17 protein-coding genes and 1 pseudogene are annotated in these 19,127 nt (G+C 63.0%); 12 read left to right on the top strand and 6 right to left on the bottom strand.

Annotated elements, in window-relative coordinates; translation table 11 throughout:
* Window positions 1–5 precede the first annotated feature (5 nt).
* The 4 genes from NKH54_RS05110 (at window position 6) to NKH54_RS05125 (ending at window position 4,358) form a co-directional block, all read left to right on the top strand.
* Window positions 6–965 carry an ABC transporter permease gene (locus NKH54_RS05110; protein WP_023671388.1) on the top strand — a complete coding sequence of 320 codons (960 nt, stop codon included), beginning with the start codon at window positions 6–8 and terminating at the stop codon, window positions 963–965.
* A gap of 9 nt (window positions 966–974) precedes the next feature.
* Window positions 975–1,799, top strand: coding sequence for an ABC transporter permease (locus NKH54_RS05115; protein WP_023671389.1), 825 nt, complete (start codon window positions 975–977; stop codon window positions 1,797–1,799).
* Window positions 1,799–3,454, top strand: coding sequence for an ABC transporter ATP-binding protein (locus NKH54_RS05120; protein ID WP_023671390.1), 1,656 nt, complete (start codon window positions 1,799–1,801; stop codon window positions 3,452–3,454). Before NKH54_RS05115 ends, NKH54_RS05120 begins: the two co-directional genes overlap by 1 nt.
* Before the next feature lie 64 nt (window positions 3,455–3,518).
* The gene (locus NKH54_RS05125) at window positions 3,519–4,358 is read left to right on the top strand and encodes an alkaline phosphatase family protein (RefSeq protein WP_023683484.1); all 840 of its coding nucleotides are present in this window, start codon (window positions 3,519–3,521) and stop codon (window positions 4,356–4,358) included.
* A 194-nt stretch (window positions 4,359–4,552) separates the two neighbouring features.
* Here the strand turns inward: NKH54_RS05125 and NKH54_RS05130 are convergent.
* Window positions 4,553–5,739 (bottom strand): annotated as a pseudogene (locus NKH54_RS05130) (integrase core domain-containing protein).
* A gap of 235 nt (window positions 5,740–5,974) precedes the next feature.
* Here NKH54_RS05130 and NKH54_RS05135 point away from each other — a divergent pair.
* The 3 genes from NKH54_RS05135 to NKH54_RS05145 are packed head-to-tail and all read left to right on the top strand — an operon-like array spanning window position 5,975 to window position 8,632.
* Window positions 5,975–6,541, top strand: a complete 567-nt coding sequence (locus NKH54_RS05135) for a sigma-70 family RNA polymerase sigma factor (protein ID WP_353027807.1) — start codon at window positions 5,975–5,977, stop codon at window positions 6,539–6,541.
* 14 nt (window positions 6,542–6,555) lie between these two features.
* The gene (locus NKH54_RS05140; protein ID WP_353027921.1) at window positions 6,556–7,224 is read left to right on the top strand and encodes an anti-sigma factor; all 669 of its coding nucleotides are present in this window, start codon (window positions 6,556–6,558) and stop codon (window positions 7,222–7,224) included.
* Entirely contained in the window at window positions 7,214–8,632 is a 1,419-nt protein-coding gene (locus NKH54_RS05145; RefSeq protein ID WP_353027808.1) for a S8 family serine peptidase, read from the top strand. The genes NKH54_RS05140 and NKH54_RS05145 overlap by 11 nt, the downstream gene beginning before the upstream one ends.
* 10 nt (window positions 8,633–8,642) lie before the next feature.
* Here the strand turns inward: NKH54_RS05145 and NKH54_RS05150 are convergent, their stop codons facing one another.
* Both NKH54_RS05150 and NKH54_RS05155 read right to left on the bottom strand, forming a co-directional pair.
* Window positions 8,643–9,989, bottom strand: a complete 1,347-nt coding sequence (locus tag NKH54_RS05150) for an NAD(P)/FAD-dependent oxidoreductase (RefSeq protein WP_353027809.1) — start codon at window positions 9,987–9,989, stop codon at window positions 8,643–8,645.
* Window positions 9,990–10,155: 166 nt separating this feature from the next.
* Window positions 10,156–11,178: a substrate-binding domain-containing protein gene (locus NKH54_RS05155; protein ID WP_352762765.1), complete on the bottom strand. Its 1,023-nt coding sequence runs from the start codon at window positions 11,176–11,178 to the stop codon at window positions 10,156–10,158.
* 363 nt (window positions 11,179–11,541) lie between these two features.
* Here NKH54_RS05155 and NKH54_RS05160 point away from each other — a divergent pair, with 363 nt between their 5' ends.
* The 5 genes from NKH54_RS05160 (at window position 11,542) to NKH54_RS05180 (ending at window position 18,135) form a co-directional block, all read left to right on the top strand.
* Window positions 11,542–12,897, top strand: a complete 1,356-nt coding sequence (locus NKH54_RS05160; protein ID WP_023668892.1) for an ABC transporter substrate-binding protein — start codon at window positions 11,542–11,544, stop codon at window positions 12,895–12,897.
* 219 nt (window positions 12,898–13,116) lie between these two features.
* Window positions 13,117–14,130: a carbohydrate ABC transporter permease gene (locus tag NKH54_RS05165; RefSeq protein WP_023668891.1), complete on the top strand. Its 1,014-nt coding sequence runs from the start codon at window positions 13,117–13,119 to the stop codon at window positions 14,128–14,130.
* Between the two features lies 1 nt (window position 14,131).
* Window positions 14,132–15,286 carry a carbohydrate ABC transporter permease gene (locus NKH54_RS05170; RefSeq protein WP_023823864.1) on the top strand — a complete coding sequence of 385 codons (1,155 nt, stop codon included), beginning with the start codon at window positions 14,132–14,134 and terminating at the stop codon, window positions 15,284–15,286.
* 5 nt (window positions 15,287–15,291) lie between these two features.
* Complete coding sequence (gene bglA, locus NKH54_RS05175; RefSeq protein ID WP_353027810.1) at window positions 15,292–16,956, top strand: beta-galactosidase BglA; 1,665 nt, start codon at window positions 15,292–15,294, stop codon at window positions 16,954–16,956.
* A 66-nt stretch (window positions 16,957–17,022) separates the two neighbouring features.
* Window positions 17,023–18,135, top strand: coding sequence for an ABC transporter ATP-binding protein (locus NKH54_RS05180; protein WP_023668888.1), 1,113 nt, complete (start codon window positions 17,023–17,025; stop codon window positions 18,133–18,135).
* A 74-nt stretch (window positions 18,136–18,209) separates the two neighbouring features.
* Here the strand turns inward: NKH54_RS05180 and NKH54_RS05185 are convergent, their stop codons facing one another.
* From NKH54_RS05185 to NKH54_RS05195, 3 genes are all read right to left on the bottom strand, one after another.
* Window positions 18,210–18,443 carry a DUF680 domain-containing protein gene (locus NKH54_RS05185; protein ID WP_352813283.1) on the bottom strand — a complete coding sequence of 78 codons (234 nt, stop codon included), beginning with the start codon at window positions 18,441–18,443 and terminating at the stop codon, window positions 18,210–18,212.
* Between the two features lie 72 nt (window positions 18,444–18,515).
* Complete coding sequence (locus tag NKH54_RS05190; RefSeq protein ID WP_353027812.1) at window positions 18,516–18,719, bottom strand: DUF680 domain-containing protein; 204 nt, start codon at window positions 18,717–18,719, stop codon at window positions 18,516–18,518.
* A gap of 67 nt (window positions 18,720–18,786) precedes the next feature.
* On the bottom strand, window positions 18,787–18,993 hold the full coding sequence (locus tag NKH54_RS05195) for a DUF680 domain-containing protein (RefSeq protein WP_353027813.1): 207 nt from the start codon (window positions 18,991–18,993) through the stop codon (window positions 18,787–18,789).
* Window positions 18,994–19,127 lie beyond the last annotated feature (134 nt).

A 19,127-nucleotide genomic window follows, 5' to 3' on the forward strand; every position in this document is an offset into this window, starting at 1 on the left:
CGGATATGTCCTCACCCGTCGTGAAACTTGTGGCCCAGCGCGTTGCGCTGGGCATCGTCCTCTTGCTGGCCGTTTCGGTCCTGATCTTCGCCGGCACCCAGATCCTGCCCGGCGACGTCGCGCAAGCCATTCTCGGACAGTCGGCGACGCCGGAATCGCTCGCCAATCTGCGCGAGCAGCTCGGCCTGAATCAGCCGGCTTACATCAGGTATTTCCATTGGCTAGGCGGTGTGCTCACCGGCGATCTTGGCACGGCGATGTCGAGCGGCCAGGATATTGCCACATCGATCAAGGGGCGGCTGTGGAACACGCTGTTCCTCGCCTTCTGGGCTGCGATCGTGGCCGTGCCGCTGGCCATCATCCTCGGCCTGATCGCCGTGCGTTACCGCAATGGCTGGGTCGACAAGCTGATCTCCGGCCTGGCGCTCGCCTCGACATCTTTCCCGGAATTCTTCATCGGCTATGTGCTCGTCTATTTCTTTGCCGTGAAGTATCAATGGTTCCCGGCCATTTCCACGGTCTATGACGGCATGCCGTTCGGTGAGCGCATGCAGGCGATCGCGTTGCCGGCCACCGCGCTGACGCTGGTTGTGCTGGCGCATATGATGCGCATGACCCGCGCGGCCATCCTCAACGTCATGCAGTCGGCCTATGTCGAGACGGCAGAACTGAAAGGCCTGTCGGCCTTCAACGTCATCCGCAAGCATGCTTTCCCCAATGCCATAGCGCCGATCATCAACGTCGTCATGCTCAACCTCGCCTACCTCATCGTCGGCGTCGTCGTGGTCGAGGTGATCTTCGTCTATCCCGGCATGGGACAATATCTGGTCGACCACGTCACCAAGCGCGACGTGCCGGTGGTGCAGGCGGTCGGCCTGGTCTTCGCCGCCGTCTATATCAGCCTGAACATCATTGCGGACATCGGGGCGATTGTCGCCAATCCGCGCCTCAGACATCCGAAATAGGCGGCGGGCATGCTCGACATCAAACGCATCCCCATCCCCGCACTGATCGGCATCGTGCTGACAGCTATGTTCGTGCTGGCGGCAGTTTTCGCACCGTTGATCGCACCGTACGGCAATGCCGAAATCGTCGGCGATGTCTGGGAACCGATGACGGCGGCACATTTGCTGGGCACCGACAATCTCGGTCGCGATCTTCTGTCGCGCATGATCTACGGCGCTCGCATCACGCTGTTCATTGCGGTGCTGGCCACCGCGCTGTCATTCTCGCTCGGCGCCATCCTCGGCTTTTCGGCGGCGGTGTTCGGCGGCTGGTTCGACACGCTGCTGTCGCGCCTTGTCGATCTGCTGATGTCGATCCCGACCTTGATCATGGCGCTCGTCGTGCTTTCGGTGCTGCCGACCAACCTGGTGACGCTGATCCTGGTGATGGGCGTCCTCGACTCGACCCGCGTCTACCGGCTGTCGCGCGCGGTGGCCGTCGACATCAACGTCATGGATTATGTCGAGGCCGCCAAGCTGCGGGGCGAAGGCAGCGGCTGGATCATCTTCCGCGAGATCCTGCCCAACGCGCTTTCGCCGCTGGTCTCGGAACTTGGCCTGCGCTTCATCTACGCGGTGCTGTTCTTGTCGACGCTGTCCTTTCTCGGGCTTGGCGTGCAACCGCCGGATGCCGACTGGGGCGGCATGGTCAAGGAGAACAAGGACGGCATCGTCTTCGGTATCGGGGCGGCACTCATTCCCGCCGCGGCGATCGCAGCACTGGCGATTTCGGTCAATCTGGTCGCCGACTGGGTGCTCAACCGCACGACAAGCCTGAAGGGAGGACGCGGGTGATGGCTGACACAAAAGCAAAGCCCGGCCTGCTGCTCGATATCCGCAATCTGCGCATCGAAGCGACAGTGTTTCCGCCCGGCGAGGCGCCGAAGAACATCGTTTTGGTCCACGATGTCTCGCTGACGCTGGAAAAGGGCAAGGTGCTCGGCCTGATCGGCGAGTCCGGCGCCGGCAAGTCGACCATCGGCCTGTCGTCGATGGGCTATGGCCGTGGCGGCGTGCGCATCACCGGCGGAGAGGTGCTGCTCAACGGCCGCGATATCCTCAAGGGCGGCAAGGAAGGTTTCCGCAAATTGCGCGGCCGCGAGGTCTGCTATGTCGCGCAGTCGGCGGCCGCCGCCTTCAACCCGGCGCACAAGCTGATGGACCAGGTGGTGGAAGCAACGCTGCTGCACGGCACGGCGACACGCGCCGAGGCAGAGAAACGTGCCGTGGCGTTGTTCAAGAAGCTCAGCCTGCCAAACCCCGAAATCATCGGCGAACGCTTCCCGCACCAGGTCTCCGGCGGCCAGTTGCAGCGCGTGATGACGGCGATGGCGCTGTGTTCGGAACCCGACCTGATCGTCTTCGACGAGCCGACCACGGCGCTCGACGTGACGACGCAGATCGACGTTCTGGCGGCGATCAAGGACGCCATCCGCGACACCCATGTCGCGGCGCTCTACATCACCCACGATCTTGCCGTCGTCGCCCAGGTCTCGGACGAGATCATGGTGCTGCGCCATGGCAGGTTGGTCGAATGGGGCGGCACTCGCCAGATCATCAAGGAGCCGCGCCAGGAATACACCAATGCGCTGGTCTCGGTGCATGAGATCGAGCATGCCGAGCAGAAGCCCGGCGCCGCGCCGTTCCTGTCGGTCAAGAACGTCACCGCCGCTTACGGCGGCAGCCACGTCAAGGTGCTGAAGAACGTCTCGGTCGACATCTATCCGGGACAGACGCTGGCGGTCGTCGGTGAATCCGGCTCTGGCAAGTCGACGCTGGCGCGCGCCATCACCGGGCTGTTGCCGCCCGAGGAAGGCACCGTCACCTTCGATGGCAGGCCGCTCGCCAACCGGCTTGCCGACCGGCCGAAGGAGGATCTGCGCCAGTTGCAGATGATCTATCAGATGGCCGACGTGGCGATGAACCCGCGCCAGACCGTCGGCACCATCATCGGCCGGCCGCTGGAATTCTACTTCGGCATACGCGGCCGCGAGCGCGACAAGCGCGTCGCCGAACTGCTCGACGAGATCGAGATGGGCAAGGGCTTTCTCGATCGTTATCCGGCCGAACTCTCCGGAGGCCAGAAACAGCGCGTCTGTATCGCCCGCTCGCTCGCCGCCAAGCCCAAGCTGATCATCTGCGACGAGGTGACATCGGCGCTCGACCCGCTGGTGGCCAACGGCATTCTCAAGCTGCTGCTCAACCTGCAGCAGCACGAGAAGGTCGCCTACCTCTTTATCACTCACGATCTGGCGACGGTGAAGTCGATCGCCGATTCGATCGCGGTGATGTACCGCGGCGAGGTGGTGCGCTACGGCGCCAAGAGCAAGGTGCTGACGCCGCCCTTCGACGCCTATACCGACCTGCTGCTGTCGTCCGTTCCCGAGATGGAGATCGGCTGGCTGGAAAAGGCGATCAAGGGACGGCGCATGGCGAGCGCGGGGAATTAGTAGGGAATTCGCGGCCTTTGTCGCGAAAACTTCCTTCAACGGCAAAAGCTTTCCGGAGCCGCCCATGGCGCTCAAGACCAAACTGCTGCTCATCATTCTCGATGGCGTGCCCTACCGGAACTGGCGCCGGCTGATGGGCAATCTCGAGGGCTGGGTGCAGTCGGGCGAGGCGCAGGTGTGGAAGATGCGCTCGGTGCTGCCGTCGACCTCGGCCTGCTGCTATGCCTCGATCCACACCGGGGTTTCGCCGCAGGAGCACGGCATCCTATCCAACGAGAACCGTTTTCTCGTCAACAAGCCGGATATTTTCTCCGAGGTCAGCAAGGCCGGCGGCAAGACCGGCGCAGTGACGCATTCCTACTGGTCCGAATTCTTCCGTTCCTATCCGTTCGATCTGGTCGAGGACATGGAGTATGACGAGCCCAACGGACCGATCGCGCATGGCCGCTTCCACACCATGACCGGCTACAATGCCCGCAACCAGATGACGCCGAGCGATGTCGACCTGTTTGCGACGCTGACCATGCTGACCCGGCGCCATGCCATCGACTACGGTATCCTGCACACCTGCACTCTGGATTCGATGGGCCACCGCTTCGGCCATGACTGCCACGAAATGGACCATGCCTGCTATGCGATGGACGGCATGCTGGCAGCCTTCCTGCCGGGCTGGCGGCAGGCCGGTTACGAGGTGATCGTAACCGCCGACCACGGCCAGACAGACCGCGGCCATCATGGCGGCCGTGACGATGAAATGCAGGATTTCGCGCTGTATTATTTCGGAGCCGGCAAAGGGCCGGATCCGGACACGCTGCTTGATCAACTGCAACTGGCGCCGACGGTGCTGAAGCGGCTGGGTGTGCCGGTGCCGGAGACCATGAAGGCTAAGCCGTTTTTGGGGTGACGGAGGTCGTCGCTGAGCCGCCGTTCGCTACCCCCTCTCCCCGTCACTATACGGGGAGAGGGTAAGGGTGAGGGGCAGCGCTAACATCAAAATAAATACCCCAACGCCGGCGCCGCCCCTCATCCGCCTGCCGCTGTCCAGCCGATAGATGGGTAACACTTTGAACCGGATACATAGGTGACACTTCTCTCCCCCTATGCGTCCGCCGCAGCGCCAAGCGGATTGGTTGGCGCGGCGCTGCGGCGGACAAGCTTCATGTGCCGTGTGTCGATGATGCCGAGCGGGTGGGCATGGAATGAGAGTGTCCATTGTCCGTCTTCGGTCTCCAACGCAGCGACCGGTTCGCCCGCCAGCGCTTGCGAGACATATATGAAGCCGCCATTCCATCGGATCTCGCCATTGTGGCGCACGCGGCGGACCGAGGCCTCGGCCGGATAGACGGGCTCGGGTGGTGTCCTGGGCATGGCGCGCTGTGAGGACCGGTAGTGCTGGGCGGGCGTATCCATGCCCAGCGCCTCATGGGGACGTTCCTCATTGTAGCTGTGGCGGAAGGTCTCGAAGGCCTGGCCCTGTGCCGTTCGGTCGGCTTCCGGTGCCTCGGCCATCGGCAGCATGGTCAGGTGAAAGCGCTCGTGACGTCCGTTCTGCTGTGGCCTGCCGGGTGCGATCCGCTCCAGGGTGATGCCGAGCTTGATGAAGCGCACGACAAGCGGCGTCAGCCCGGTGACGCCGGCCGATGCGAAGGGCGGGCCATTGTCGCTTCTGAAGCGATCCGGCAGGCCATGCTCTTCAAACAGCCGCTCAAACACCGGCCAGGCTTCGCTATCGGCCGTCGACCCCGTCGCTTCGAGCGCCAGAAGATAGCGGCTCGACGCATCCATCACCGTCAAGGGTTCGCAACGCCAGCCGTCGCGGGTCCGGAACCAGCCCTTGTGATCGCCAGTCCACACCGCGTTCGGTTCTTGCGGCTGTGGCCAGGGTCCATTGCCGCAGGCCCGCAGGCGGGGTCGCTTGCGGGCGCGGACAAGCCCATGCCGCGCAAGGATCGCGCCGACCGTCGAGGCTGAAGGCCACATGAACTCGGGAGCCGTGCGCCTGAGCCGTGCCACGATCTTCTTTGGACCCCAAAGCGGATGCAGCTCCTTGGCCGCCACAATCCGCTCAACCAGATCCTGAGCTGTCGCCCGGCCATGATTGAGCGGGGCTCGCGGCAGGTCGTGCAAACCCTCAGGCCCAAACGTCCGATAGCGTCCTAGCCATTTGTAGCCGTTCTTGCGTGAGATCCCGTAGGCCGAAGCGCAACCATCGTCTCATCCCCAGAAAGACACTCCACAACAAACCGTAGCCGCTCGTCCATGATGCCAGTCTCTCGCCAAACCATCGCCGGTCCTCCGGCGGACAAGAAAACTGTCACCCATGCTATCGGTCCATTCTGTTACCTATCTATCCGGTTCGGACACCGCCACCTTCTCCCCGTATAGTGACGGGGAGAAGGGAGACGCTCTGGCAACACTCCCTCTCTTCGGTTAGCTTCGCCAAAATTCCTTGGCGGAAGGATGAACCTTTTTGAACCTATCGGCGACAGAGCAGACAGGAGCCAGGCGGCTCGACCGGCCATGACGGCAGCGACCGAGACTGATCGCGCGCTTGTCGACCGGGTCGCGAAGGGCGACCGTGCCGCTGTTCGGCTGCTGTTCATGCGTCACCACGCGCGGGTCTACCGCTTCGTGGTGCGCCAGACGGGATCGGAAATGATGGCCGACGACATCGCAAACGAGGTCTTTCTCGAGCTGTGGCGCCAGGCGCCCGGTTTCGAAGGGCGCTCGGAAGTCTCGACATGGCTGCTCGGCATCGCCCGGTTCAAGGCGCTGTCGATGCTTCGCAAGAAAAAAGAAGACTGGATCGATGACGATGATGCGGCGCAGGTTCCCGACGGCGCCGACACGCCGGAAGTCGCCACCATGAAGGAAGACAAGGGCGCCGCTTTGCGGCGCTTCGTCGATGCCTTGCCGGAGGAACACCGCTCGGTGATCGACCTTGCCTATTACCACGGACAGTCGGTGACGGAGATCGGCGATGTGCTCGGCATCCCGGTCGCCACCGTCAAGACCCGAATGTTCTACGCCCGCAAGAAACTCGGCGAAGCCCTCAAGGCCGCCGGTTACGACAGGGGATGGCCATGAGCAATCCTGAAGATATGAGCGCCGCTGAAAAGATGTCGCGCCGTGACGAAATGGAAACGCTGCTGCCGTTCTACCTGAACGGCTCGCTGGAAGGCTCGGACCTCGAAGCCGTCGAGGAATGGCTGGCGAACGATCCGGCGGCGATGGCGGCGCTTGTCGAGGCTGAGGCGGAATTCTCGGGCGCCACCGCCGCCAACGAGGCGATCCGGCCGCCGGCCGATGCGCTCAGCCGCTTTGCCAGGGCGCTCGACGCCGAAGCCGGACCGGTCCGCGCTCCCGCGGGCCGTTCCTGGCTGGCGCAGGCACTCGGCCGTTTCATGGCGGTGCCGGTCGGTGTCGCCTGGGCGGCAGCGGCGGTGCTGCTGGCGTTGGTCGTGGTGCAGTCCTACGTGCAGACCGGCGGCAAGAGCCATGATTTCGAGATTGCCGGCGCCGAGGATGATCTGGCGAAACTGCCGTTCGCGCTGGTCAAGTTCAAGCCGGATGCGAAGATGTCCGACATCGCCGTCTTCCTCGACCAGAACGCGCTGAAGATCGCCGGCGGGCCGACCGCCTCGGGCGTCTTCCGCATTGCCATCCCGGTCAAGACCGGAGCAGACTACACCAGGCTCGTCGGCCTTATTGCCGCCCAGCCGTTCGCGGAGACTGTGATCGAGGGAAGGAAACCGGTTGATGGCAGCTAGGGCGGTCGTTCGATTTGCGGCGATCCTGGTGGCGGCGATGGAAATCGTCGCAGTGCCGGCGTCGGCGCAGACCAATGATCCCAATGCCGGCTGGGCCGACTGCACCGACGCAGCCGGAGCGGCGGCTGCCGACTGCCCGAAAGATGGCAATGAGGCCAACGTCGGCGGCGAACCAGGCGCAGTTACCCTTCCGGCCCTGATTGTCGACCTGTTTCCCAACCCACCGGCTCCCGAAGCGCCCGTGCCGACGCCACGGCCGTCAGCGCCGCCTGCCGACACGCAGGCCGGGCCACCCGCCGGCGGGGCGATCGTTTCGCCGACCGATCTTGTCGCGACCGCGCCGCGGCGTGCCATCGCCGGCGAGTTCGTGCCGGACGAGGTGCTGGTGACCGTCGGCGGCGATGCCGGCGCCGTCCAGCAGATCGCCGCCTCCTTCGGCCTTGAAGTGCGCTCGCAGCGCCTGTCGCGGCTGCTCGGCACCACACTGGTGCGCTTCGGCATTCCCGACGGCCGCCCGGTCGGCGCCGTGCTGGCGCAGCTGGCCGCCGATGGCCGCACCCTGCGGCGCGAGCCAAACCATATCTATTCGCTGCAGCAGGCGGCCGGCATCGTCAACTATGCCTTCGAGCGCATTCAGCTCGACAACAAGCAAGCCAGTGGCGAAAACGTGCGCATCGCCGTCATCGACACCGGCATAGACGACACCAATCCGGCGCTGTCCGGCGTCATTGCCGACCAGTTCGACGCCATGCCCAACGTGCCGGTCGAAAAGCGTGACCACGGTACCTCGGTCGACGGACTGATCGCCGGCGTCGGCGCGCTCGAAGGCATGGCGCCCGGCGCCAGGATCTATCACGCCCGCGCCTTCGAGGACGGCAGGTCGACCATGGATGTCATCCTGTCGGCGCTCGACTGGGCGGCGGACCAGAATGTCAGCATCATCAATATGAGTTTCGTCGGCCCCAAGAACGATCTGCTCGCCACCGCCTGCCGCAATGCGCGCGGGCTCGGCATCATCCTGGTCGCTGCTGCCGGCAACAACGGGCCGAAAGCGCCCTATGGCTACCCCGCCGCCTATGACGGCGTGATCGCGGTCACCGCCACCGACGCCAAGGACGGGCTGATGCAGCAGGCCAATCGCGGCGCTTATGTCTTCATCTCGGCGCCCGGCGTCGAGATGGTGGCGCCGAGCGGCGCCGGCTCGGACGTCGTCACCGGCACTTCGTTTGCCGCCGCGATTGTCTCCGGCGCCATCGCCAACCTGATCCACGCCTCGCCCGAGCGCTCGGCTGACGACATCGAAAAGGCGCTTGCCGCCACCGCCAGGGATCTTGGCCCGAAAGGCCGCGACAAGGATTTCGGCTATGGCCTGCTGGATACGAAGGCGGCGGCTGCGGCCCAGAAGTGAGCCTGAGAATTCAGAGCGCCGGACCTAACCGGACAGGGCTGCCATCATGGAAGCGTGACAGGCGGAAGCGGCTGAGGTCGTGTCCGGTCTCGTTTCCCTGAATCATGTCCGCAACGACGCGGCCTATGCCAGGCCCGATGCCGAAGCCGTGACCGCTCATCCCCGTCGCGACGAAAAGGCCGCCGACTGCCTCTACCCGATCCACGACGGGGACGACGTCGGGCATGGCATCGATCATGCCACCCCAGCTTGCCTTCAGGCGAACCGTCTCGAACTGCGGAAAGAGGTGCTTGAACTTGCGTTCTATCGAACGCAGACGGGCCGGTTCCGGGGCCGGGTCGAGCACCCGCATTCTCTCGAAAGGGCTGTGCGAATCCGGCGCCCAATCGCGCGGCGTCGACCAGGCATCGGGGTAACCTGACGGCGCGAACGGAAAGTAGCGTGTCCCCAGCGGATTGTCCCTCAGCGCAGGAAGGTATTTGGAGGCGTGCCGGAATGCATCAGGTCCCAGGTAATGCAGATGGCTGCCGCCCGCGGCGAGCGTGTAGCCGCCATCCTGCCGGCGCCGGAAAGCGATGTGTTCGTCAGTCGCCGCGCCTGCATAGATTTCAGCCAGGGGCTCGGTTGCGGCGACGGTTACCCTGACACTGAGCTGGGGGATGGAGACGCCGTGTCTTCTCAGGAACAGGGATGACCAGGCGCCTCCGGCGACCAATACGCTGGAGGCCTCGATATACCCCGCCTCGGTCCACACGCCCTTGACCTTGCCGCCTGAGATTTCGAGGGTTCGCGCCGCGCAGTTCTCCACGATTTTGACGCCTTTTCGCACGGCGAGCCGGGCAAGTGCAGGCACCGCCAGCCAAGGCTCCGCACGCATGTCGGAGGGCGTCGTCATCGCGCCCTTGAATTTGCGCGACATGCCTTTGATGAGTGTCGCGGTTTCGTTTCCGTCCAGGAGACGGGTGTCGAGCGCATGCATCGCGGCGATCTTCATGAACGCTTCGAAGCCGGCCATGTCCTTGTCGGTGTTCGCCAGGTAGGTCACACCTGTTTGGGTCAGGCCGATGTCTTCGCCGCATTCCTCAGCCAGTTGCCGCCACAGGCGAATAGCCTCGATGACGATGGGCAACTCGTCGGCGTCGCGTCCTTGCTTTCGAATCCAGCCCCAATTCCGGGACGACTGTTCAGCCGCTACACGCCCTTTTTCCAGCAGCGTCACCGGAATGTTGCGCTGCGCCAGGAAAAGCGCTGTCGTCACGCCGATAACGCCGCCGCCAACGATCACCACCTCCGAACTCTTCGGGGGTGGGCCAGAATGTTGGATTGTATCCGCTTCGGAAAACGGGAATGGGGGCAAGTGGCATACCTGTGGGCTGGTCGATGGCGCTGGCTAGGTGGTTGCCACCCTCCAGAAACCAAAGCAAGGGCAGGTGCAAGCAGACCGTTGTTCCACAAGACTTCAATCAATCTAGTCAACGTTCGCAAGGGTTCGAACTCGGCCCACGAAGTGACTGGATTGATCCCTACACCGGCGCGCCTGCCACCGAGCCCCTGACCACAAGGTCGACCGGCCAGACCTCGCCTCGCGCCCCTTCTTCCAAGCCTGATATCCGCGCCGCCAGGCGTTCGGCGACGCGGGCGCCGGCGAGGCGGATCGATGAGCGCGTCGTCGACAGCGGCACGGAAAAATTCTCCGGCTTCAGCCATGGAAAGACGTCGTCATGGGCAATCAACGACAGGTCGCCGGGAATGGTCAGGCCAAGGTCGCGCACCGCGCGCACGACGCCGAGCGACATGATCAGGCTGGAGCAGGCGATCGCCGTCGGCCGCTCGCTCTGTTCGAGCAGGCGCCTGGCGGCGCGGTAGCCGTTCTCCTCGGTCATGGTGAGTGAACAGACATGGCGCTCGCCGAGCGTCAGGCCGCTCGCGGCCAGCGCCCTGCGCATGCCGCGCTCGCGGTGGATGGCGAAGGTCTCGCGGTCGTCGCCATTGATCAGCGCCAGCCGCCGGTGGCCGAGCTGAACCAGCAGCCGGGCGGCGTCGTGGAAGCCGCCCTCATTGTCGATGTCGGTGAAGGGGTAGTCGAAATCGAAGCCTTCGCTGCGGCCATGGACGATGAAGGGAATGCCGAGCGTGTTGACCAGCGCCACCCGCCGGTCGGCCGGGCGCGGCGAGGAGATGTAGACGGCGTCGACCTGGCGGTTGGCGACGATGCGGCGATAGGTGGTTTCCTGGTCGTCGGCATCGGCCGGCGACAGCACCAGGTCGAGCTCGTGCGAGCGGGCATAGTCGCCGAGACCCGACAGGAACTCGACGAAATGCGGGTCGATGTCGACGGAGGCGCCCGTCGGCAGCACATACCCGATCATGCCCGTCTTGCCGGTCGCCAGCCGGCGCGCGCTCGGGTTGGGCCGGTAGCCGTGGCGCTTGGCGGCATCCACCACACGCCGGCGGGTTTCCTCGTTGACCTCGGGATAGCCGTTCAGCGCACGGCTTACCGTTGTCTGCGACAGGGCCAGCATATGAGAGAGCTGCTTCAGGTTCACTGGGAGGCCTCCAAGCCTCAAAGCGCTTTTAATTTGGAAGCCACGCGGCGCCACAACGGGCGCGGCCAAGCTGGTCGACCATACGCACTGGTCCGGCCAGTTTGAAGCTTAATACGCTGCTGCACCGCCGTAAAACTGTGCTGCAGTGCACTTACCAAGTCTTCCAGCTCGAAATTAAATCGATTAGCCCACCGCCCTCTTGACTTCCAGCCGATTCAATGGCGAGATCAAAAAGACCAAAGCGCTTTGGAAGACTCTTCGAAAGGTTGCGGTTCCTTTCTGAACGAGTCACAGTCCTGCAGCGTCGGCGGGCGGAATGGAGGTTCCGTCTGGGTGTATGTGTCCACACTGGGAGGAATACCGATGAAGAAGATGCTTCTGCTTGGCGCAGCGTTTGCCACGCTCGCCTTGTCCCTGCCGGCGCAAGCCGAACTGAAGTTCAAGCCCGGGGAAGACAAGCGCTTCAACTGGGCCAATTACGAAGAGCTGAAGAAGGTCGATCTCAAGGGCGAGACGCTGACCATCTTCGGGCCCTGGCGCGGCGAGGACGAAGGCCTCATCCGCACTGTTCTCGAATATTTTCAGGAAGCCACCGGCGCCGAGATCAAATACTCCTCGTCGGAAAATTACGAACAGCAGATCGTCATCGATACCCAGGCCGGCAGCCCGCCCAATATCGCCGTACTGCCGCAGCCGGGCCTGATCCAGGATCTGGCGTCCAAGGGCCTTTTGACGCCGCTGGGCGACGACACCGCCAAATGGATCAAGGACAATTACGGCGCCGGCCAGTCATGGGTCGATCTCGGCACCTTCAAGGACAAGGACGGCAAGCCGGGCTTCTTCGCCTTCCCCTACAAGGCCGACGTGAAATCGCTGGTCTGGTATTCGCCCGACAATTTCGAGGAAGCCGGCTACAAGGTTCCCAAGACCCAGGAAGAGCTCGCCGACCTCGAGAAGAAGATCATCGCCGACGGCGGCACGCCGTGGTGCATCGGCCTCGGCTCAGGCGGCGCTACCGGCTGGCCGGCGACCGACTGGGTCGAAGACATCATGCTGCGCACCCAGGCGCCCGACGTGTATGACAAGTGGGTAAAGAACGAGATCCCGTTCAACGATCCGGCGGTGGTCAACGCCATCGACATTTTCGGCAAGATCGCGACCGACGACAAGATGGTCGACGGTGGGGCCAAGGCGGTTGCCGCGACCGACTTCCGCGACAGCCCGAAGGGCCTCTTCTCGGTGCCGCCGAAATGCTACCTGCACCATCAGGCATCGTTCATCCCGACCTTCTTCCCGGAAGGCACAAAGGTTGGACAGGACGCCGACTTCTTCTACTTCCCGCCCTATGCATCCAAGCCCGAGCTGGGCACGCCTGTGCTCGGCGCCGGCACGCTGGCCATGATCACCAAGGATTCGAAGGGTGCACGCGCGTTCATCGAATTCCTGAAAATGCCGCTGGCACATGAAATCTGGATGGCCCAGGGCGGCTTCGTCACGCCGCTCAAGTCGGTCAACAAGGATGCCTATGCCAGCGACGCGCTGAAGAAGCAGGGCGATATCCTCGCCAATGCCTCGACCTTCCGCTTCGACGGTTCGGACCTGATGCCGGGCAAGATCGGCGCCGGCGCCTTCTGGACCGGCATGATCGATCTGGTCGGCGGCAAGTCGGCGCAGGATGTCGCCACCGACATCCAGAAGAGCTGGGACGCTATCAAGTAGTCAGCTGGCAAGTAACCACTGCCAAGTAATCAGCCGCTTTGGCGGCAAATCAGGACTTCCTCCACAGACTGGGTCCGGGCCGCTATGGCCCGGATCCGACCGGCGCCTTACGCCGGACCGATTTGCGTTCGTTCGTTTCAGAATAACTTAAATCGGCGCAGAGCCACATCGCCAGGGCTGTTCAAGGCCCGGCCGATCATGCGCAGGGAAGAGGGACCCATGGCTGCTCAGATCTTATCGGCCATTTTTGTCATCATCATCGGCGTCGGCGGCTGCGTCGCCTATTTCTGGGGCGCCAACAAGCTGGTCGACCTGATATTCCCGTCGCGCGGCGTGGCCGGGGCTGCGGCCATCGACAATCTGCGCCGGCAAGGACTGGTCCGTCCGTGGCTGTTCGTCGGCCCGGCGATGATCATCCTCACCGTCTACCTGATCTATCCGGTGGTGGCGACGCTCTGGCTGTCCTTCCTCGACCGCGGCGGCCAGCATTTTGTCGGCTTCGCCAACTATGAATGGGCGTTCGGCGACCGCGAGTTCCGCAACTCGATCCTGAATAACATCATCTGGCTGGCGGTGGTGCCCGCCGCCTGCACCTTTCTAGGGCTGATAATCGCCGTGCTCACTGACAAGATCTGGTGGGGCACGATCGCCAAGAGCCTGATCTTCCTGCCGCTGGCGATCTCCTTCGTCGGCGCCAGCGTGATCTGGAAATTCATCTACGAATATCGCGGCGAGGGCCAGACGCAGATCGGTCTGCTCAACGCCATCATCCAGTATTTCGGGGGTCAGCCGCAGGTCTGGATATCGCTGCCGTTCTGGAACAATTTCTTCCTGATGATCATCCTGATCTGGATCCAGACCGGCTTTGCCATGGTCATCCTGTCTTCGGCGTTGCGCGGCATCCCCGAAGAGACGCTTGAAGCCGCGGTCATCGACGGCGCCAATCCGTTCCAGATCTTCTGGAAGATCATGGTGCCGCAGATCTGGGGCACCATCGCCGTGGTCTGGACGACGATCACCATCCTGGTGCTGAAAGTGTTCGACATCGTGCTGACCATGACCAATGGCCAGTGGAACAGCCAGGTGCTGGCCAATCTGATGTTCGACTGGATGTTCCGCGGCGGCGGCGATTTCGGCCGCGGCGCCACCATCGCCATCATCATCATGATCGCGGTCATCCCGATCATGGTCTGGAACATCCGCCAGGCGAACAAAGAGACGGGAGGACATTGAGATGGCCGTCGCGACCGGGAAGTCCTTTGCCAGCCGCTTCGGCGTCCACATCGCCGTGCTCCTCTTCGTCGCCATCTGGACCGTGCCGACGCTCGGCATCCTGGTCTCGTCACTGCGCGACAAGGACCAGATCATCGCCTCGGGCTGGTGGAACTCATTCTCCAGCTCCAGCCAGACTGAAGCCGGCCGCCTGCCGCCGGCCTCGGCGCAGGTCGAGAAGGACGGCAAGTTCGTGCTTGCCGGCAACATCTTCGGCGACGGCGCTGCGCGCAACATCAGCGCCTTCGGCGTCAAGTCGGCGGCACCGACGCAATATCCGGCCGGCACCACTGCCGATCTCGGCGACGGCGTGACCTTGCAGCTCAATGCCGACGGCACGTTCGTCATGAGTTCGCCCAAGGCTTTCGAAGGCGACCGTGGCCAGCGCGTCTATTACGCCTCGTCGGCGCCACCGAAATTCACCACCGACAATTACAAGACCGTGCTGTTTTCGGAGGGCATCGGCCGCTCGTTCATAAACTCGCTGACCGTTACCATCCCGGCGACGGTCATCCCGATCCTGATCGCCGCCTTCGCCGCCTATGCATTGGCCTGGATGCGTTTTCCCGGCCGCGCCTTGCTGATCGCCACCATCATCGGCCTGCTGGTCGTGCCGCTGCAGATGTCCTTGATCCCGCTTTTGAAAATCTACAACGGCGTCGGCATCTTCTTCGGTGTGCCGTCGAAAACCTATCTCGGCATCTGGCTGGCGCATACCGGCTTCGGCCTGCCCTTCGCCATTTATCTCCTGCGCAGCTATATTGCCGGCCTGCCGCGCGAGATCATGGAATCGGCGCGCATCGACGGCGCCAGCGATTTCGAAATCTTCGTCAAGATCGTGCTGCCGCTGTCCTTCCCGGTGCTGGCGTCCTTTGCGATCTTCCAGTTCCTGTGGGTGTGGAACGACTTATTGGTGGCAATGGTTTTCCTCGGTACCGAAGGGGATCAGATCGTGCTGACCGCGAAGCTCAACGCACTGCTCGGCTCGCGCGGCGGCGACTGGGAAATCCTGACGACATCGGCCTTCGTCACCATTATCGTGCCGCTGATCGTGTTCTTCTCGCTGCAGCGCTATTTCGTCCGCGGGCTGCTGGCCGGCTCGGTCAAAGGAGGTTGAGACTTATGCAAGCCGCTTTGAAGGCGACCTCGAAGCCCGATCTCGCCGTCGGTCGCGACTGGTGGCGGGGCGCGGTGATCTACCAGATATATCCGCGCTCCTATCAGGACTCCAATGGCGACGGCATCGGCGACCTCAAGGGCATCATCCGCAGGCTGCCCTACATCGCCTCGCTCGGCGTCGACGCCATCTGGATTTCGCCCTTCTTCAAGTCGCCGATGAAGGATTTCGGCTACGATGTGTCGGACTATTGCGACGTCGACCCGATGTTCGGGACGCTCGCCGATTTCGACGCGCTGGTTGCGGAAGCCCATCACCTCGGCCTCAAGGTGATGATCGACGAGGTGCTGTCGCACACCGCCGACAACCATCCATGGTTCAAGGAGAGCCGCGCCAGCCGCGGCAATCCGAAGGCCGACTGGTATGTCTGGGCCGACGCCAGGCCGGACGGCACGCCGCCCAACAACTGGCTGTCGATCTTCGGCGGCTCGGCCTGGCAGTGGGACACCAGCCGCCAGCAATATTACCTGCATAATTTCCTGTCCGAGCAGCCCGATCTCAACTTCCACAATCTGGAAGTCCAGGACGCGCTGCTCGACGTCACCCGCTTCTGGCTGGAGCGCGGCGTCGACGGCTTCCGCCTCGACACCATCAATTTCTACTTCCACAGCCAGGGGCTGGAGAACAATCCGCCGCTGCCGCCCGAAGAGCGCAACGACCAGACAGCACCTGCGGTCAATCCCTACAACTACCAGGACCATATCTACGACAAGAGCCGGCCGGAAAACCTTGCCTTCCTCGAACGGTTCCGGGCGCTGCTCGACGAATATCCGGCAACCGCCGCAGTCGGCGAAGTCGGCGATTCGCAACGCGGGCTGGAAGTGGTCGCCGCCTACACCGCCGGCGGCAAACGCGTCCACATGTGCTATTCCTTCGATTTCCTGGCGCCGGAAAAGATCAGCGCCGCCAAGGTGCGCGAGGTGCTGGAAGCCTTCGGCAAAGTCGCCAGTGACGGCTGGTCGTGCTGGGCCTTTTCCAACCACGACGTGATGCGTCCGGCCTCGCGCTGGGCCGCCGACGAGGCCGACCCGGCCGCCTATCTGAAGGTTATCTCGGCGCTGCTGATGTCGCTGCGCGGTTCGGTCTGCCTCTATCAGGGAGAGGAGCTTGGGCTTGGCGAAGCCGAGTTGCAGTTCGAGGATCTGCAGGACCCCTACGGCATTCGCTTCTGGCCCGAATTCAAGGGCCGCGACGGCTGCCGCACGCCGATGGTGTGGGATGCAACCGCCAGCAATGCCGGCTTTTCGACGGCCAAGCCCTGGCTGCCGGTGCCGGGCAAGCATTTGTCACAAGCGGTCAATGTTCAGCAGGGCGACGCGGCCTCGCTGCTCGAGCACTACCGGCGCTTTCTCGGTTTCCGCCGCCAGCATCCGGCCCTGGCCAAAGGCGACATCGAGTTCATCGAAAGCGAGGGCGACACCGTCGCCTTCACCCGCCGTGAGGGCAATGAGCAGATCGTCTGCGTCTTCAATCTGGCCAGCAAGCCGGCCGAGGTCGATCTCGGTGGTCAGGCGCTGCTGCCCTTGGCCGGGCACGGTTTTTCGGGACAATCCGGCACAGGCTCCATCCGCCTCGGCGGCTACGGCGCCTGGTTCGGGCGCATCGACTGAGTTTTTGACGAAACTGGATTTTTTGAGAAAATCCAGTTTCTCTAGGGAAATCACTGGGAGGAAATTATGGCCGATGTCACGCTGAGACAAGTGAAGAAATCATACGGCAATCTGCACATTCTCCACGGCATCGACCTCGACATAAAGTCGGGCGAGTTCATCGTCTTCGTCGGCCCGTCGGGTTGCGGCAAGTCGACCTTGCTGCGGTCCATCGCCGGGCTTGAGGAGATCACCTCCGGCGAGCTGAAGATCGCCGGCGAGGTGGTGAACGACGTGCCGCCTTCCAAGCGCGGCATCGCCATGGTGTTCCAGTCCTATGCGCTCTATCCGCACATGACCGTCTACGACAACATGGCCTTCTCGATGAAGATCGGCAAGGAAAGCAAGGCCGAGATCGACAAGCGGGTGCGGCAGGCAGCGGAGATCCTGCAGCTGACCAAATATCTCGACCGTCTGCCCAAGGCCATGTCGGGCGGCCAGCGCCAGCGCGTCGCCATCGGCCGGGCCATCGTGCGCAACCCGAAAGTGTTCCTGTTCGACGAGCCGCTGTCGAACCTCGACGCGGCGCTGCGCGTCGCGACCCGCATCGAGATCGCCAAGCTCAAGGAATCGATGCCTGCCACGACCATGATCTACGTCACCCACGATCAGGTCGAAGCGATGACGCTCGCCGACCGCATCGTCGTGCTGAAGGATGGCCATATCGAGCAGGTCGGCACGCCGATGGACCTCTACAAGAAGCCCGGCAATCTGTTCGTTGCCCAGTTCATCGGCTCGCCGGCCATGAACATCCTGCCGGCGACAATCGACAGGACGGGCAACCCGACAATCGTCAGCCATGTCGGCGGCCGCAAGGCAACGGTGCCGATCGCAACGCCGGCGTCAGCAAAGGGTGCGGCAGTCAGCTTCGGCGTGCGGCCGGAGGATCTGTCGGCCGCCACCGGCGCGGAATATCTTTTCGAGGGCGTGGTGGACTATGTCGAGCAACTCGGCGAGGTGCAGCTTGTCTATGTCGATATCGGCCGCGCTGACCTGCCGTTGGTGACCAAGCTGCCCGGCAATGTCGAGGTCAAGCGCGGGGCAAAGCTGCGACTGACCGCGGATGCCGGGGACCTGCACATCTTCGACGCCGATGGGCACTCCTTCTCGCTCAAGCCGGTGGAAGTGAAGGCGGCTTGAGATAGCTGCGTCGTACAGGCATGAAAAAAGAGCGGCGGGCCAGGCCCGCCGCTCTTTTTTTTAAGCTTCGGCTGTTAGTTGTTGCCGAACCGATCCCTGTCGCTGCTCTGAGGAACGAACTTCTGTTGGTCGTTCGACGAGTTCAGCAGCTTGTAGACCGCCGAGTTGGTGCCGGTCGACGAAGTGCGGGTGGTGTCGACGGCAGCGGCCGGCTGGTTGGCGCCATTGGAGCCATAATTGTCGCTGCCGGCAAAGGCAGCGCTCGAAACAGCCAGAAGGGCTGCGGTGGCAAGAACGATCTTCTTCATTTTAGTCTCCTGAATTTTTCTGATGTCGCCAGCTGCAGCGGATAAGCCCGCCGCGTGCTGGGAAACCGGCTTTTAACGGCCGAAAAGGTTACGGTCGGCACCGTGGGCAGGCGCCTGCTCGGCTGGAGCCGACTTCTCAACCGAAGCGGTGTGGCCGCTGTCGGTCGGCGTAACCGCTGGCTGGTTGGCGCCGTTGGAACCGTAGTTGTCGCTGCCGGCGAAAGCGCTGCCGGAGATGGCCAAAACGGCGGCGGCAGCAAGGATGAGCTTTTTCATTTTCAAACACTCCTGAATTTTTTGGGATCCCGAGAGCGACGGGTTAGTCGCCCTTCTTTGGTCGGGATCAGCGATTGCCGTAGAGGTCGCGGTCGGCGCCCTGAACGACAGGCTGCTTGTCAGCGTGCGCCGGCTTCTGAATGGAAGCCGTATACGAGCTGTCGACCGAGACGGCTGGCTGGTTCGCACCATTGGAACCGTAATTGTCGCTACCGGCGAAGGCGCTGCCGGTGATCGCCAAAACGGCTGCGGCAGTGAGGAAGATCTTTTTCATTTTTAGTACTCCAGTTTGTCTGTCCGTCTAGCGGCGTGTCTTGGGAGGAATTCGCGTCGTTCGGACAGCCCCGATGTGGGAAAGCCATAGGCTGGTTTCCAATCACGAAGTTGTTCCGTGTGGACCACGGTCCT

Source organism: Mesorhizobium sp. M1004, assembly GCF_040318795.1.
GTDB lineage: Bacteria > Pseudomonadota > Alphaproteobacteria > Rhizobiales > Rhizobiaceae > Mesorhizobium.